This window comes from Bacillus sp. 05T21, from assembly GCF_056396785.1.
The window spans coordinates 80,473-96,092 of sequence record NZ_JBFTMD010000015.1; the positions used below are offsets into that span (position 1 = coordinate 80,473).

Genomic DNA, 15,620 nt, shown 5'->3' on the forward strand with positions numbered 1-15,620 from the left:
AAATATGGAGCAAATTATTTTAGATATAATCGAGTTTTTAAAGCAGTTTTCTTATTTTGGAGTTGTGTTAGCTTTAACTTTTGAGTTTATTCCTGCAGAGGTAGTTTTGCCTATGGTTGGATATTGGGTATACGAGGGTGATATGAATTTTTGGCTAGCTGTATTAGCTGGAACACTAGGGGGAACGACAGGACCATTAACGTTATACGCACTAGGTTATTACGGTGGTCGTCCTCTATTAATAAAATACGGGAAATACTTCTTCATTAAAGAAGAACAAATTCAAAAAGCAGATGATTTCTTTGAGAAATATGGGCCGGTTGTAGCATTTTTAGGACGCTTCATCCCGGGAGTTCGAACGCTTATTTCCGTTCCATGTGGTATGGCAAAAATGAACATATGGAAATTTAGCATATATACATTTGTAGCAATGTTCCCATTAACGACTTTGTATATTTATTTTGGAATGAAATTAGGTCCGCATTGGGAAAAAGCAGCGGGTGTTGTTGGACAATATATGCTACCGATATTAGCCGTCGTTCTTATTATTGTAGGTGGTATTTTAATCTATAAATTTATGAAAAAACGAAACAGATCGGAATCTATCTAGTCATTGGTAATGGAATTTGCATATTTTTTGAAAATAGATGAATAGTACAGGCAAAAGACTCTGAGGGACATACACATATAGGGAATATAAAAGAGAGAGGGGAAACAACTATGTCTTGTGAGTGCTCAGGGTCAGCATTAACTTGCTGTCCAGATAAAAATTATGTGCAAGATAAAGTGTGTAGTCCGTGGTCTGCTACTGTAGTTGCAACAGCAATTGATAATGTTCTTTATACAAATAATATTAACCAAAATGTAGTTGGTACTGGTTTTGTTAAATATGATGTTGGTCCAGGTCCAATTACTGTAGAAGCGCTTGATTCTGCTGGGGCTACAATTGATACACAAACATTAAACCCAGGAACGAGTATCGCTTTTACGTATCGCCGCTTTGCTAGTATACAAGTTGTGTTACCTGCAACACCTGGTGGAACGTATCAGGGAGAATTTTGTATTACAACACGTTATCCACTTTCATAGTAGAATAGGAGAGGATCGAAATGGGAATGAGAAGTTCCGGTTTGTCTTGTTGTTCTAATAAAACACTTGTGCAAGATCAAGTATGTACAGACTGGTCTATTACAGGTGCTGGTACTCAAATTGTATATACGAATAATATTACACAAGAAGTATATGGTTCAGGTTATGTGAAATATGATGTAGGCGCGAATCCCATTACAGTTGATTTTTTAGTCGGTGCTACAGTAGTTGATACAATTACTGTACAACCACAAAGTAGTGGTACTTTCACTGTACGATATTTTACTACTGTCCGAATTACTACGACAGGAACAACTGTTAATCAAGGCGAGTTTTGTATTACAGTACGTTATCCAATTTCATAAAAAAAGCATACCGTAAATGGTATGCTTTTTTAAAATTGAGGAAGTAATAAAATTGGTATTCTATAAGCAACATGTAAATTGGCAACAGTACTTGCCTTCTAAATATAGTGAAGGATTATTTTGTATATTAATAATACTAACGGATTTTAAATCTTTACCTGTGTAAGATATTGTATTGCCAGGAAACACAGTGAAAATATTGGTTACTGCTCCAATGATTTGAATTGTAATTGCTTCAGTGCTGCTAGTACTATTGTAAACCGAGACAGTACCTGATATAGGCAGTATCCCATCACTTTGCCACAGTATCATTGATTGTAGTGCATCTTTGGTAGAGGGAATGGTGTTGTTAGTTATGAGGAAATTCCCTGCAAATTCATTTGTTACTCGCTCACAACTTGGATTTGGAGGAGGGGGCGGTGGACAAGGGTCTGGACAAATGATAGATAAAGGAGCGAAACAGCCAATATTTTTTTTGTTCTTCAATACAACCCCTCCTTTTTAAGTTATCTTTTACTACTATTAAATGTAGAAGCATGGCCGATGTGTTAAGAAAAGAAGAAAATTTTTAAAATTAAGATTGTCTAATAGGCTTACAGCTTAACTTATCATTAATGTTATAGAAAAGATTATATGTGAATAGACATGGGAAAAGAATGATCAGACTCTTTTAGACAAAAGGTGGTTGTATACAATAGTACGAGTAATGTTGGACTTAACACTTAATTAACTGTATATTTACAAAAATCTAATAAAATTCATTTGTTATTTAAACGATATTAATATGTTTAAGATAAAATAGCCCTTGTAATGAATCAATTATTATGAGGAGGATTCACGTGGAAAGAACTGCTTTACGAAAAGTAAAAGGTCTTATTGGATTATTAATGGTGTTTGTATTGGCATTTGTATCATTACCGTGGAGTACGTCGGTTAAAGCGGAAGAGAAAAAGCAAGAAAAGGCACCAAGTGAGAAGAAAATCGTTTTCCCAGTTGTAAGTGATGTGCATATTAAAGATAGTGGAACAGATGATACGTTCCGCTGGAAAAGAGCGATTGAGCAATTTAATACGCTTGCACCAAAGCAAGATGCGTTTGTCATTGTAGGTGATTTTACTGATTCGGGTTCAGTAAAGCAATATGATCGTTTCATGCAAGTGTATAACGAAAATGCAAATAAAGATGCGGTACGAATGAATTCTCTAGGTAATCATGATTATTGGAACGGCTTATCTGTAGAGGGAGCACAGAAGCGTTTCTTAGAAAAGACAGGAATGGAATCGGTTTATTATCATAAGGTGGTAAAAGGGTATCATTTCCTTGTTATGTCTCCAGAGGATGGGACAACACATGGCTATTATTCGGACAAGCAAATTAATTGGTTAAAAGAAGAAATGGCAAAGGCACAAAAAGATGATCCAGAAAAACCGATTTTTGTGTTTTTACATCAACATATTAAAGATACAGTGTACGGTAGCCAAGAATGGGGAACGAAAGATAGTGCGAAAATTAATGCGGTATTAAAAGAATACCCACAAGTAATTACGTTTTCAGGTCATTCACATTATCCGTTAGATGATCCAAGATCGATTCATCAAAAAGATTTTACGTCTGTTGGAACATCTTCTGTAAGCTATATGGAAGTTGAAGGCGGTAAAGTACAAGGGAATATCCCGCCAGGAGCTAGTACATTAAGCCAAGGTTTATTGGTAGAGGTAGATGACAAAGAGGTAACAATTAATCGCCGTGATTTCCATACAAACTCTTGGACAGGTGAGCCTTGGAAAATTAAATTACCAACGAAAAAAGAAGGATTCAACTATGGAGAAGATCGTGATAAAGAAAAGCCATACTTTGCGAAGGATGCAAAGCTTGCTGTATCAAATGTAACGGAAAATGCGGCAACAGTAACATTCCCGCAAGCATTGGACAACCTTCTTGTTCATTCTTATCGCTTGCAAGCAAAGGATAAACAAACAGGTGAGATTAAAAATAAGCTATTAGCATTCTCAGAGTTTTATCGAGATCCAGTGCCGAAAGAACTGATATTTACACTTGCAGGACTAGATGGCGGGAAAACATATACACTTGAAGTTGTTGCGATTGATTCATTCGGCAATGAAAGTGTACAACCATTAACGGCAGAAATTACTACGAAAAAAGATAATATTGACCCGAATGTGAAAGTACCAAAGGCAGATGTTTTTGATGTAAACTTTGCAGATGGTACATTTAAAGACAGTTCATCATTTGGTACAAAAGGTGATGTTAAGGGCAATGTGACTATTGAATATGATAAAGCATTGAAAAAGAATGTTATGAAGTTAAACGGAAAAGCAAATACATTTGGATACCTTCCATTTTCAGCAGCACAAAAAGAAAAAGTAGCAAATTCATTTACGTTAGAAACTGTATTTTCAATGAATGAAATTCGTGGACAAGGTATTTTGCAAAATACAGAGAGCGGTGGAATTGGTTTTGAGTCTACAGGAAGTGGCTATGTAGAATTATGGGCTCATATTGGTGGAAGCTATAAACGTGTGGGTGTTCAATTAGAAGCAAACAAAACGTATCATTTAACAGGAACATATAACGGCAGTGAAGTAGCAATTTATGTAGATGGTAAAAAAGTAAATAGTCAGCCGGCTCAAGGGAAAGTATATCACCCGAACGTACCATTCGCACTTGGTGCAGATCCTGATAGCAACGGAAATGGCGGTATTCCGTTAAATGGACAAATTGCATTAGCAAAATTATATAGTAAAGCATTAAGTTCTTCAGAAATAGTAGCGGCATATAACGAGTTTTCTACTCGTACAAAATTAGAGCAAGTAAATAAGTTATATGAAGAAATCGGAAAAGTGAAAGAAGTATTGGCAGGTACTTATGAATTTGGTGAAAAGCCAGGTCAGTATTCACAAGCAGCTTTTAACGAATTACAAAGAAGCTATGACAATGCAAAGAAAGTGTTTGAGAATATAGCGAGTACAGGAGAACAAATTGTTCAAACGTATAATGAATTAAAAACAGCAAACCAAACATTTGTCCAATCAAAGGTAGCAGAAGAACAGCCAAAAACACCGAAAGAAAAATTACAAGTGAATATTGAATCTGCAAAAGCTTTAGTAAAGAAAGCGCAAGGTGGAAATGTAACAGACGGTTCTGTTAAATCATTAAGTCAAAAAATCACAGTTGCAGAAGCTGTGTTAAAAGATAAAAATGTAAAAGATGAGTATGTGGAATCAATGAATCGTACGCTAGAGCACGCTATTTCACTTGTTGAAAAAAGCATCAACAAATAAGGTATAAGAAAAAGAAGCTTATCATGATAGGCTTTTTTTTTGTTATACTAAAAGTAGTATAGAAAAAGGGAGCGAATAATTTGGAAGAGAAAAAGCTAAAAAGAATTCTTGAATATGTATGGATCGCCGTTGTGCTCCTTGTAGGATATTATTTATTAAAAGATAAAAGTATATGGATTCTATTTTTAATGACATTTTTATTAGCAGGATTAGGAACGCTATTTATTAACTTTTTCTTTGATAGTGTAAACGCGTGGAGAAAGAAAAAGAAAGAGACGAAGTAAGGGAGAATAAAGTGAAACTTTAATCAGTGGAGTCTTACTGCCCGGCAAATAGCGGGATAAGTATACAAAAGTTGATCGGTATATTTTTCGTTTTACAATCGTTAATGAAAATAGCTCGCCTTTATGATAGGCGAGCTATTTTTTTATACTTCTTTTTTCTCATCATTTGTTTTTTTAGTAGCTAAATGACTATGTTTTCTAGAGTAGAAGAAGTATACGCATAAACCGACTATAAGCCAAAATGAAAAGCTGATCCATGTCGTTTTGGACAAATTAGTCATTAAATATAAACAACAAAGAATAGCGACAACCGGTAGTGCAGGTACGAGTGGTGTGCGGAAGCCTCGTTTTAAATCAGGATGAGTTTTCCGTAAAATAAGTACAGCAAAGCAAACGAATGTGAAGGCTGTTAACGTACCGATGTTTACTAAATTTGCTAGTAAATGTAGGTCTAAAAGTCCTGCTAATAAAGCTGCAAATACTCCAGTAATCCATGTGTTTAATAAAGGGATTTTTACTTTTTTATTTACGCGTGATAAAGCTTTTGGGAGTAAGCCGTCTCGGCTCATTGCATAAGAAACACGAACTTGTCCATACATAACGACTAAAAGAACGGTTGTCATTCCTGTCATCGCACCAACTGCAAGTAGCCCCGCAATAGTATCTTCACCAACGAAATGTAGTGCAAATGCAACTGGATCAGAAACGTCTAATTGCGTATAAGGAACCATGCCTGTTAAAACGAAAGATACGATCATGTATAAAACTGTACAAATAAGAAGGGAACCGATAATGCCAATTGGTAAATCACGCTGCGGTTTTTTCGTTTCTTCTGCCGCGGTTGCGATTGCATCAAAACCTAAAAAGGCGAAGAAGACAGTGGCAGCTCCGGTAATAATACCGTCGTACCCGAATGGAATGAACGGTGTCCAATTTTCAGGCTTTACATATTTTGCGCCTGCTACGATAAAGGCGATAATAACTGCTAATTTTATAAGGACCATAATATTATTAATGCGTGCGCTTTCGCGTATACCAAAACTTAAAAGACCAGTAATGAGAAGTAAAATACAAACAGCGGGTAAATCAATGAGACCACCTTTTCCCGTTCCGGAGGCCGAGGAAATAATGGTGGGAAGGTGTATATTGAACCCTTGAAGCAATGATTGTAAATATCCAGACCAGCCAACAGCTACCGCTGCAACAGCGAGTAAATATTCGAGCATTAAACACCAACCAACGATGAAGGCGACAACTTCTCCGACGGTCATGTATGCATAAGTATAAACACTTCCGGAGACTGGTATAGAAGAAGCGAATTCGGCATAACAAAAGGCCACACAAGCACAAGTAAATGCAGCAATAAGGAATGATAGCATAATACCGGGACCAGAATGTTTCGCCGCTACAATACCTGTTAATACAAAAATCCCTGTCCCAATTACGGCGCCGATTCCTAAAAACGTTAAATCGAGTGCCGTTAATGTTCGATCTAGCTGCCTTGGTGATTCAGTACTAAGCGCTTTTTTTCTTAATAATGACTTCACTGTGAACTCTCCTCCTTTAGTTTTCATCTCCATAACTGCGAATATAGTACGAGCCCATTGGAAAAGAGTATGTAAGTGAATGAAAATACAGTTATGGTATGTAGTTTTTTGAAATTTCTGGGTTAATCTTATTATAATTCAGAATATTTTGTCAAATAAATTTTAACAAATAAAAAGCCGGTTGTAAGGAGAAACTATGTGCAGAAATAGATGCAGGTTAACAATCAGTAGAGATGAAGAATAATCCACTGATTAAAGTTTTACTTTATTATAGTAGGAGAAGATGTTATGTTATTTTATTTTGAACTTGTCGTCATTTTACTTTGTACGAAATTAGCTGGTGATATTAGCGTTAGACTTGGCCAGCCTTCTGTACTCGGTAAATTAATCGTTGGTATTATTATCGGTCCAGCTTTGCTAGGTATTATTAATAGTTCAGAACTTATTGATGAGCTTAGCGAAATTGGTGTTTTGCTACTTATGTTTATGGCAGGACTCGAAACTGATTTAGAAGAGTTAAATCGTAATTTAAAATCTGCATTCGCAGTAGCGATGGGAGGAATTATTTTCCCATTCCTTGGTGGGTATTTAGCAGGACTTGCGTTTGGAATGTTACAGTCGCATGCGATCTTTTTAGGGTTATTACTTTGTGCCACTTCGGTTAGTATTTCTGTTCAAACACTAAGAGATTTAGGGAAAATGAATACGAGAGAAAGTACGACGATTTTAGGTGCAGCTGTATTTGATGATGTAATTGTCGTTATTTTATTAGCATTTGTGATGAGTTTTTTAGGTACACAAGATGTAAATGTAACGCTAGTCATTGCAAAGAAAATTATCTTTTTTGTAAGTATTGTTTTCATCTCTTGGAAAGTTGTTCCATGGATTATGAAAATGCTCGTACCACTTCGCGTAACAGAAGCATTAATTAGTGCAGCTCTTATTATTTGTTTCTCTTTTTCGTATTACAGTGAAATGATGGGGATTGCAGGTATTATTGGAGCATTCGCAGCTGGAATTGCCATTTCTCAAACAGAGTATAAGCATGAAGTGGAACATAAAATTGAACCAATTGCTTATGCAATATTTGTTCCAGTGTTCTTCGTAAGTATCGGAATGGAAATTACATTTCAAGGTATAGGAAGCCAGCTTTGGTTCATTATCATCATGACTCTTATTGCGATATTCACAAAGTTAATCGGATCAGGTTTAGGCGCAAGACTGACAGGATTCAACCTTCAATCTTCTATTAGTATCGGTGCGGGAATGGTTTCGCGCGGAGAAGTGGCGCTTATCATCGCAGCAAATGGACTTGCGGCGAATTTGTTAGCGAAAGAAAATTTCACAGCGATTGTCATTGTTGTTATATTGACGACGATTATTACGCCGCCGCTTTTGAAGAAGTATTTTGTATAGAGAGGAAGGGCTTATCTGATGTAGGGGTAAGCTCTTTTTTTATTGCAAAATGCAGTGGTCATGTAGCATGAAAGGTTTGGAATTATGGTAAAATCTATGTATGTGATATGACAAGGAGAGGGAAGTGTGAAGATTACAAAGGGGAAAGTTATAGGTGTAATCATACTTATTGCACTATGTATCCCATTTACCGCATGGAAAGAATCAAAAGTGAAAGATTTTCCAGTTTCTATTTTTTCTTCCTATGTAGAAGACGAAAACCCGAAAGACTATAAGTACACTGCTTTTGTACCTGACTTTGCAATTTGGATACATGGATGGGAAAAACAGCGATCTGAAGGTGAAATAACGTCATATAAAAAAGGGGATCGAACTGTAATTGTTCACCATCCACCTGGTAATGATGGTTTTTATCTATATGATACAAATGATATTGGAGAATATACGCAACCGTAAGAAGTGGAGGTTAAATAGTGAAAGCTTCAACATTACTATTTAAAATTGAAAGTAATATGGATCAATTTTCACCAGCTGAAAAGAAGGTTGCCATGTACATAATGGAGAATGCAGAGATTGTTCCGAATTTAACGACGAAAGAAGTGTCAACGAATGCAGGTGCAAGTGAGGCGAGTGTTGTTCGCTTTTGTAAATCGATTGGAATCGGAAGCTTTAAAGCATTTAAGATAGCGCTCGTTCGTGAATTAACGATTGCTGATTATAATATTAATGATTTTTCAGTGATGAATACGGAAGATGGACCGTACGATTTGTTTAATAAAGTTACATATGTGAATAAAGCTGCAATTGAGGCGAGCGTTACTGCGATAGATAAAAAGGAACTTGAGAAAGCTGCAGATCGTATTGTAAATGCAGATAAAATTATATTTTATGGAGTAGGCGGATCAGCTACTCCGGCGATGGACGGAGCGTATAAATTTACGCGGCTCGGATTTACAGCGATGATGCTATCTGATTTTCATATGATGTTGCCACTCGTCACGAATTTAAAAGAGGGAGATATATTTGTGGCGATTTCAACTTCTGGGCGGACGAAAGATGTGCTCGAAATGGCGCAATATGCGAAGAAGCGAGGAGCTACAGTTATTGCGATTACAAAGCTAGATCAATCATCTCCTTTATATAAAGCGGCAGATATTCGCCTTTGTATGCCAGATGTAGAGCAAGACCATCGCATTGCGAGTATTGCGTCGAGAATGACGCAACTGAATATGATTGATGCTTTATATGTGATTACTTTCAATCGAATTGGTAATAAAGTATTAGATCAATTTATGGAGACGAGAGAAGAAGCATTACGGTTACGGAAATTGAAGTAGAAGAAAAGATGGGGAGACTCATCTTTTTTATTATCTTTGACACAAATATGTCATGTTGTGAAATTTTATTTCATAAAATAAGAAAGAGTTATTGATTTTTAGTTTCTTGAAGTTATAATAAAAGTGTGAAATATAATTTCGAAGAGGGTGGCAATATGTTAGAGAATTTATCGACAGAACACCGTAATGAGAAAACGATGAATCTAGATGAGATGAGTATAAAAGAAGTGTTACAAAGTATGAATGAAGAAGATCGAACTGTTGCGTTAGCAGTTGAAAATGAAATAGAAGAAATTGAAAAGGTTGTACAAATTGTTACTAAGTCTTTTGAAGAAGAAGGCCGTTTAATTTATATTGGGGCTGGTACGAGTGGCCGTTTAGGCATTTTAGATGCGGTTGAATGTCCACCGACATTTGGAACAGATGATAAAATGGTGCAAGGATTTATAGCAGGTGGATTGAAAGCGTTTACCAAGGCGGTGGAAGGTGCCGAAGATCGTGAAGAGTTAGCAGAAGAAGATTTAAAAAGTATTGGATTAAATGAGAAAGATACAGTTATCGGAATTGCAGCAAGTGGCAGAACTCCTTATGTAATTGGCGGCTTGAAGTACGCAGGCAGCGTGGGAGCGAGTACAGCTAGTATCTCTTGTAATAAAAATGCTGAAATAAGTAAATATGCAAAACTAAATGTGGAAGTAGAAACAGGCGCAGAAATTTTAACAGGCTCAACGCGTTTGAAGGCAGGTACTGCGCAAAAATTAGTGCTTAATATGATTTCAACTGCTTCTATGATTGGTGTAGGGAAAGTGTATAAAAACTTAATGGTAGATGTTCAATCAACAAATGAGAAATTAGTCGAACGCTCAAAACGAATTATTGTTGAAGCGACAAGTGCTAGTTATGAAGTAGCTACAGAGTATTACGAAAAGGCAGGTCGAGATGTGAAAGCTGCAATCGTTATGATATTACTACAGTGTGAATATGGGGAAGCACTAGAAAAATTAAACGAAGCGAAAGGATTTGTGAAGAAGGCACTATAACATATAGGGAGGGGAAATCTGTTATGAAGAAAGAAGTGAGAATGGCAAGTGAGATTACAGAGCAACTTGGGGGAGTAAAGAATATTCGCGGCATTGCTCATTGTATGACGAGGCTGCGATTAACGCTTCATGATGAAAGTAAAGTGAACATGGACCTTTTGAAAAAGGTTGAAGGGGTTATGGGTGTTATTGAAGATGAGACGCTTCAAGTTGTTGTTGGACCAGGGACAGTAAATAAAGTAGCAGCTGAAATGGAAGTTTTAACAGGACTCAGAATTGGTGAAGTTGCAGATCATCACCTTGAAGATATCGGCCGGGAGATAAAGTCAGGGATTAAGAAGAAAAACAATACACCAATGAAAAACTTTTTAAGAAAAATAGGAAGTATTTTCATTCCGTTAATTCCTGGCCTTGTTGCATCGGGAATTATAAACGGGGTCGCTAACTTTGCGAAAAATGCAGGTGCCGATCCGAATGCAACATGGCTACAAATGTTACTTTTAATTGGTGGGGGTATCTTTACATTCCTAGGAATTTTAGTCGGCTGGAATACAGCGAAAGAGTTTGGCGGGACACCAGTTCTTGGGGCAATTGCTGGTATTTTAATTTTCAATCCGGCGATGGCAAATGTAAAATTATTCGGTGAAGCGCTAGTACCCGGACGGGGCGGATTATTTGCAGTTATTTTTGCAGCGTGGCTTATGGTTGTAGTTGAAAGACAAGTTCGAAAAGCAGTGCCAAATGCAGTTGATATTATCGTAACACCACTTATTACTGTTTTAGCTGTTAGTATAGTCACGATGTTAGCGATTCAGCCAGTAGCGGGATTCTTATCTGATGGTATTACGAGCGGTATTAATGCAATTTTAAATGTTGGTGGAGCATTTGCTGGAGCTGTGCTTGCCGGAACATTTTTACCTCTCGTTATGGTCGGATTGCATCACGGTTTAACACCGATTCATATGGAATTTATTAATCAAACTCACGTAACACCTTTATTACCAGTACTCGCAATGGCTGGCGCGGGGCAAGTAGGAGCGGCAATTGCAATTTATGTAAAAACAAAGAATAAACGACTTCGTAATGTGATTAAAGGTGGATTACCAGTTGGATTTTTAGGAATTGGCGAACCGTTATTATACGGGGTTACATTACCACTTGGGAAACCGTTTCTTACTGCTTGTTTAGGAGCGGCTGTCGGTGGTGCATTCCAGGCAGTAATGAAAACGGCTTCACTCGGAATCGGTGTATCAGGATTATCTTTAATTCCATTAATTGCTGATAATAAATATTTACTATATTTCTTAGGGTTAGTAATTGCATATACTTTCGGTTTCATCTTTACGTACTTCTTTGGCTTTAAAGAAGAAATGGCAGAAAACATATAGAGAAAGGGCTTCCTTTCTCTTTTTTTATATTAATAGAAGGAGAGATTTATATGATAGGAGTTTCAATTTATCTTTCAAAAGAGCGAGTAGAGAAACAAGAAGCATGGTTAAAATTAGCGAAAGAAAACGGATTTTCATCTGTTTTTACATCTCTTCACATTCCAGAAGATGATCCGAATACGTATAAGGAGTTAATTCAAATACTTGGGAAACAAGCTCTCGAAAATGAAATGGAATTAATGGTCGATGTCTCTCCAAAATCGTTAAACCATTTAGGCATAACGTATGAAAATGTGGAAGAATTATTAGAGTGGGGCATTACTGGTTTACGAATGGATTACGGAATTATGTCAAAAGAAATTGCGAGTGTATCGCGTAAGATGAAGGTAGCGTTAAACGCGAGTACGATTACAGAATCATTTTGGAAAGAGTTACTTGCGGAAAATATACGAGTAGATCGTGTAGAAGCGTGGCATAATTTTTATCCGCGTCCAGAAACAGGACTAGCAAAGTCGTTTTTACAAAAACAAAATAAGTATTTACATGAGTGCGGAATAAAAACGATGGCATTTATTCCGGGAGATGGTGAAAAACGAGGTCCGTTATATGAAGGTTTACCAACGTTAGAAAAGCACCGCTATATGCGTCCGCTTGAATCGTATTTAGAGCTTGTTCAAGAGTGTGACGTCGATAAAGTGCTAATTGGAGATATAAGCGCGAATCTAGAAAGTGTACAAGAAATCGCGAGTGCGAGTAATGGGATTATTCCAGTGCGATATCAATCATTTATAGATGATAGCGACACTGTACAATTGATAGAACGAATACATACGAACCGGCTTGATCCAGCTCGTGATGTCATTCGCTCTGTAGAATCGCGCGAAGAAAATAAAGTTGTGTTACAGCCGATGCATACAATTGCAAGAAAGAAAGGTAGTATTACAATTGATAATGAATTGTACGGTAGATATGCTGGGGAGATGCAGGTTGTTGTAAATGATTTACCTGTAGATGAGAAAGTGAATTTTGTCGGAATGGTCGTAGAAGAGGACCTGCCTTTATTGCCTTATATTGGTGCTGGAAAAAAGTTTCAATTTTTTCTGTGTGATAGAGTAAAAGCTTGAATTAGCGCTATTTTATAAAAGACATTATTCGTAAAACGGATAATGTTTTTTGTTTTCTTTAAAAAAAGCATTTGACGAATGAAAAGAAATACCGTATTGTTTTGTCTTGTGAATAAATGTTCATCATAACAAAACAAAAAAGGAGAGTTCAAAATGAATCAATATATTGGGAATTTAATTATTCGTATCGTGTTAGGAGTTACGTTCTTTGCACACGGTTTAGCAAAGTTTCAATCAGGTATAGATAACGTAGCAGGATGGTTTACAAGCATCGGTTTACCAGGTGGTCTTGCATATGGCGTAGCGACAGTTGAATTAGTAGGTGGTATATTATTAATTATCGGTTTAGGTGTCCGATATGTAGGATTGTTATTCGCTCTTATTTTAGCTGGAGCTATCGTAAAGGTAAATGGAGCAGCAGGATTATTAGGAGATGGAAAGAACCCAGGGTATGAATTAGATCTTGCGTTATTATCAATGGGTGCGTATTTATTCGTTGTAAAAGCAGAAGGATATGTAGATCGTTTCTTAAAAGAGAAAGTAATGAAAACGAAGTAAATTTTATTTATAAATTGTTGACTTAAAGAGTTGGTGTAACTATAATTGTTACAATAACTAAGTTAAGAATAAAATTAATTAGAATATTTTTTTACACAAGATGTAACTATAGTTGTTACATCTTGTGTAAAGAATAAATAAACGGGGGAGGAAGTACCATGCCTAAATCAAATTTAGAAATTATTCAAAGCACGTATGAAGGATCAGCTTCTTCGAATGCAAAACATTTAGCAGAAGCATTTTCTGAAAAAGTGGAATGGACAGAGGCAGAAGGTTTTCCGTACGGCGGAACGTATATAGGTACAGAAGCTATAATGGAAAATGTATTTAGTCGTTTAGGATCAGAATGGGATGATTATAAAGCGAGTGTAAAGACGTACCATGAAGTAAACGAAAAAGATGTGATTATTGCTGAAGGTGTTTATTCAGGAGTTTATAAAGAGACGGGAAAATCATTTGAGGCGGAATTTGTTCATGTATGGCAGCTTGAAAATGGAAAAATCGTGAAATTTAAGCAATATGTGGACAGTTACATTGTACGAGAAGCGATGAAGGTTTAAAATGAAATAAGGAAACAAATGGAATCGGCTGTGCGCAGGCGATTCCATTTGTTTATGTGATTATTAGGGGAATGGGGAATACATAATATGAAAAAATGGATTATAGGGACAATTACAATGATTGTAATTGCGATAGGAGCTGTATTCTGTGTTACGAAACTTCTTAATTATATAGAAGAAGAGGAGAAGAGTCTGAAAGCACAAAATGTAATGGGGCAACAAGGGAAGAAAGCAAAGGAAGAAAAGCAACAAGCTAGTGAAGATGAAATTATTTCTACAATGCATAGGATGGTACATCAAAAAGTGAAATCCTCTGAAAAATGGGGATTTATTGAAATGACAAATAAGGAAATTCGTAGTGCGAAGAACGCAGTAGAAAGCAGTACTAATTTTAAATATAAATCAAAGCTACTTTCTACTTTAGAGCGCTGGGAGAAAGGGGATTTTTCACAGACGGTTGAGGAGCATAACTTTTTGTGGGAAATTCAAGGTGGTGATACCGGAAAGGCAACAGAACGTTTATCGCCAGAAGAAGAAAAACAGTATGTGAAAGAAATGAAAGGTAAATAAAAACATCGCCACTCTGGTGGCGATGCTTTTTCATTAAGAATGCTTTCGTACTAAAGCTCTAGTCGTCTGAGGAGAAACAGTTTTAAAATGAGAGAATAAATAGCACCCTGTAACGACGATAATTGTCCCGAAAATTTGAATCCATGTTAGTTCTTCTCCAAGGAAAATAAATGCTAAAATAGCTGTGAAAATTGGATTGAAATTTAGAAAAATCCCCGATGTAGTAGCGCCTAATTTCTGTACACCAATATTCCAAAACACCATACAAAGTACTGTTGAAATGAGTCCTGTATATAAAAGTGATGTTATGAAGGAAGAGTTGATATTGGAAACAGTGAAGCTTCCTATGTTAAATGGTAGTAATAAAATAACGCCGAAAATACCAGAATATAATGTTGCCATGAGTGGTGTAGTTGTTTTTGTAGCCCATTTACTACAAACAGAATAGATTCCCCAAATACAAACAGCCGCAATCATCCATAAATCTCCGCTATTAAAATGTAGTGAAAATAAAAGAGCAAAATTTCCTTTTAAAAGGACGAGCATAACCCCGAAAAATGAAAGAATCATAGAAAGAATTTGAAGTGTATTTACTTTTTCTTTTAGAAATAGCACAGAAAATAATGCAATTGAAATAGCGTTCAATGTAGAAATAAGACCTACATTCGTTGCGGATGTTTTTTCTAGTGCTAAAAATTGAAAAATGTTAAAAAGAACGACTCCTGAAATTCCCATAAGTATTAACGGAAGTATTGCAGAGCGTGGTGGAATGATTTTCTTCTCTTTAAACCATACCATTGGTAATAAACAAATGATCGCAATTAGCCATCTTAAACTTGTCAGTGTCATCGGAGATGCATGATCGACGAGTGATTTCCCAACGACGAAATTTCCTCCCCATAATAAGCTTGTTAATAATAGTAAAAAGACATAAAAATAAGGCATGCTAAAAACCCCTTTGTTGAAATAAGAATGAACTGTAAATAATTTTAGCATTTTTCTTTATTATCTAATATATTCTTTTGTATAATGGTAAAAAC

17 protein-coding genes are annotated in these 15,620 nt (G+C 36.2%); 14 read left to right on the plus strand and 3 right to left on the minus strand.

What is annotated here, in order from left to right:
- Positions 1-4: 4 nt before the first annotated feature.
- From AC1DKZ_RS22220 to AC1DKZ_RS22230, 3 genes are all read left to right on the plus strand, one after another.
- Positions 5-610, plus strand: coding sequence for a DedA family protein (locus AC1DKZ_RS22220; RefSeq protein WP_002134575.1), 606 nt, complete (start codon positions 5-7; stop codon positions 608-610).
- A gap of 110 nt (positions 611-720) precedes the next feature.
- Entirely contained in the window at positions 721-1,089 is a 369-nt protein-coding gene (locus tag AC1DKZ_RS22225; RefSeq protein WP_002087413.1) for a DUF3992 domain-containing protein, read from the plus strand.
- 20 nt (positions 1,090-1,109) lie between these two features.
- Positions 1,110-1,454, plus strand: a complete 345-nt coding sequence (locus tag AC1DKZ_RS22230; RefSeq protein WP_000525803.1) for a DUF3992 domain-containing protein — start codon at positions 1,110-1,112, stop codon at positions 1,452-1,454.
- 60 nt (positions 1,455-1,514) lie between these two features.
- Here AC1DKZ_RS22230 and AC1DKZ_RS22235 read toward each other — a convergent pair whose 3' ends face one another.
- A complete protein-coding gene (locus tag AC1DKZ_RS22235; RefSeq protein WP_476997044.1) occupies positions 1,515-1,940 on the minus strand; it encodes an S-Ena type endospore appendage in 426 nt (141 codons plus the stop codon).
- 353 nt (positions 1,941-2,293) lie between these two features.
- On the opposite strand from AC1DKZ_RS22235, the gene AC1DKZ_RS22240 reads away from it, so the two are divergent.
- Together AC1DKZ_RS22240 and AC1DKZ_RS22245 are read left to right on the plus strand one after the other, a co-directional pair.
- On the plus strand, positions 2,294-4,756 hold the full coding sequence (locus AC1DKZ_RS22240) for a LamG-like jellyroll fold domain-containing protein (protein ID WP_476997045.1): 2,463 nt from the start codon (positions 2,294-2,296) through the stop codon (positions 4,754-4,756).
- 80 nt (positions 4,757-4,836) lie between these two features.
- A complete protein-coding gene (locus AC1DKZ_RS22245; RefSeq protein WP_000391506.1) occupies positions 4,837-5,040 on the plus strand; it encodes a hypothetical protein in 204 nt (67 codons plus the stop codon).
- Positions 5,041-5,183: 143 nt separating this feature from the next.
- On the opposite strand, the gene AC1DKZ_RS22250 is transcribed toward AC1DKZ_RS22245, so the two are convergent.
- Positions 5,184-6,587, minus strand: a complete 1,404-nt coding sequence (locus AC1DKZ_RS22250) for an amino acid permease (RefSeq protein WP_476997046.1) — start codon at positions 6,585-6,587, stop codon at positions 5,184-5,186.
- 288 nt (positions 6,588-6,875) lie between these two features.
- Here AC1DKZ_RS22250 and AC1DKZ_RS22255 point away from each other — a divergent pair, with 288 nt between their 5' ends.
- The 9 genes from AC1DKZ_RS22255 to AC1DKZ_RS22295 all read left to right on the plus strand — a co-directional run bounded on the left by AC1DKZ_RS22255 (position 6,876) and on the right by AC1DKZ_RS22295 (position 14,580).
- A complete protein-coding gene (locus AC1DKZ_RS22255) occupies positions 6,876-8,003 on the plus strand; it encodes a cation:proton antiporter (protein WP_000899801.1) in 1,128 nt (375 codons plus the stop codon).
- A gap of 126 nt (positions 8,004-8,129) precedes the next feature.
- Positions 8,130-8,459, plus strand: a complete 330-nt coding sequence (locus AC1DKZ_RS22260; RefSeq protein WP_476997047.1) for an outer surface protein — start codon at positions 8,130-8,132, stop codon at positions 8,457-8,459.
- A gap of 17 nt (positions 8,460-8,476) precedes the next feature.
- Positions 8,477-9,340, plus strand: a complete 864-nt coding sequence (locus AC1DKZ_RS22265) for a MurR/RpiR family transcriptional regulator (protein ID WP_002029960.1) — start codon at positions 8,477-8,479, stop codon at positions 9,338-9,340.
- 155 nt (positions 9,341-9,495) lie between these two features.
- Positions 9,496-10,380, plus strand: a complete 885-nt coding sequence (gene murQ, locus AC1DKZ_RS22270) for an N-acetylmuramic acid 6-phosphate etherase (RefSeq protein ID WP_431181375.1) — start codon at positions 9,496-9,498, stop codon at positions 10,378-10,380.
- A 23-nt stretch (positions 10,381-10,403) separates the two neighbouring features.
- Positions 10,404-11,768: a PTS transporter subunit EIIC gene (locus AC1DKZ_RS22275; protein ID WP_431181376.1), complete on the plus strand. Its 1,365-nt coding sequence runs from the start codon at positions 10,404-10,406 to the stop codon at positions 11,766-11,768.
- Positions 11,769-11,818: 50 nt separating this feature from the next.
- A complete protein-coding gene (locus AC1DKZ_RS22280; RefSeq protein WP_476997048.1) occupies positions 11,819-12,892 on the plus strand; it encodes a DUF871 domain-containing protein in 1,074 nt (357 codons plus the stop codon).
- Positions 12,893-13,045: 153 nt separating this feature from the next.
- Positions 13,046-13,450 carry a DoxX family protein gene (locus AC1DKZ_RS22285; protein WP_001077751.1) on the plus strand — a complete coding sequence of 135 codons (405 nt, stop codon included), beginning with the start codon at positions 13,046-13,048 and terminating at the stop codon, positions 13,448-13,450.
- Positions 13,451-13,608: 158 nt separating this feature from the next.
- Positions 13,609-14,010, plus strand: a complete 402-nt coding sequence (locus tag AC1DKZ_RS22290) for a nuclear transport factor 2 family protein (protein WP_476997049.1) — start codon at positions 13,609-13,611, stop codon at positions 14,008-14,010.
- A gap of 87 nt (positions 14,011-14,097) precedes the next feature.
- A complete protein-coding gene (locus tag AC1DKZ_RS22295; RefSeq protein ID WP_476997050.1) occupies positions 14,098-14,580 on the plus strand; it encodes a PRK06770 family protein in 483 nt (160 codons plus the stop codon).
- Positions 14,581-14,613: 33 nt separating this feature from the next.
- On the opposite strand, the gene AC1DKZ_RS22300 is transcribed toward AC1DKZ_RS22295, so the two are convergent.
- A complete protein-coding gene (locus tag AC1DKZ_RS22300) occupies positions 14,614-15,525 on the minus strand; it encodes a DMT family transporter (protein ID WP_088035224.1) in 912 nt (303 codons plus the stop codon).
- Between the last annotated feature and the right edge of the window lie 95 nt (positions 15,526-15,620).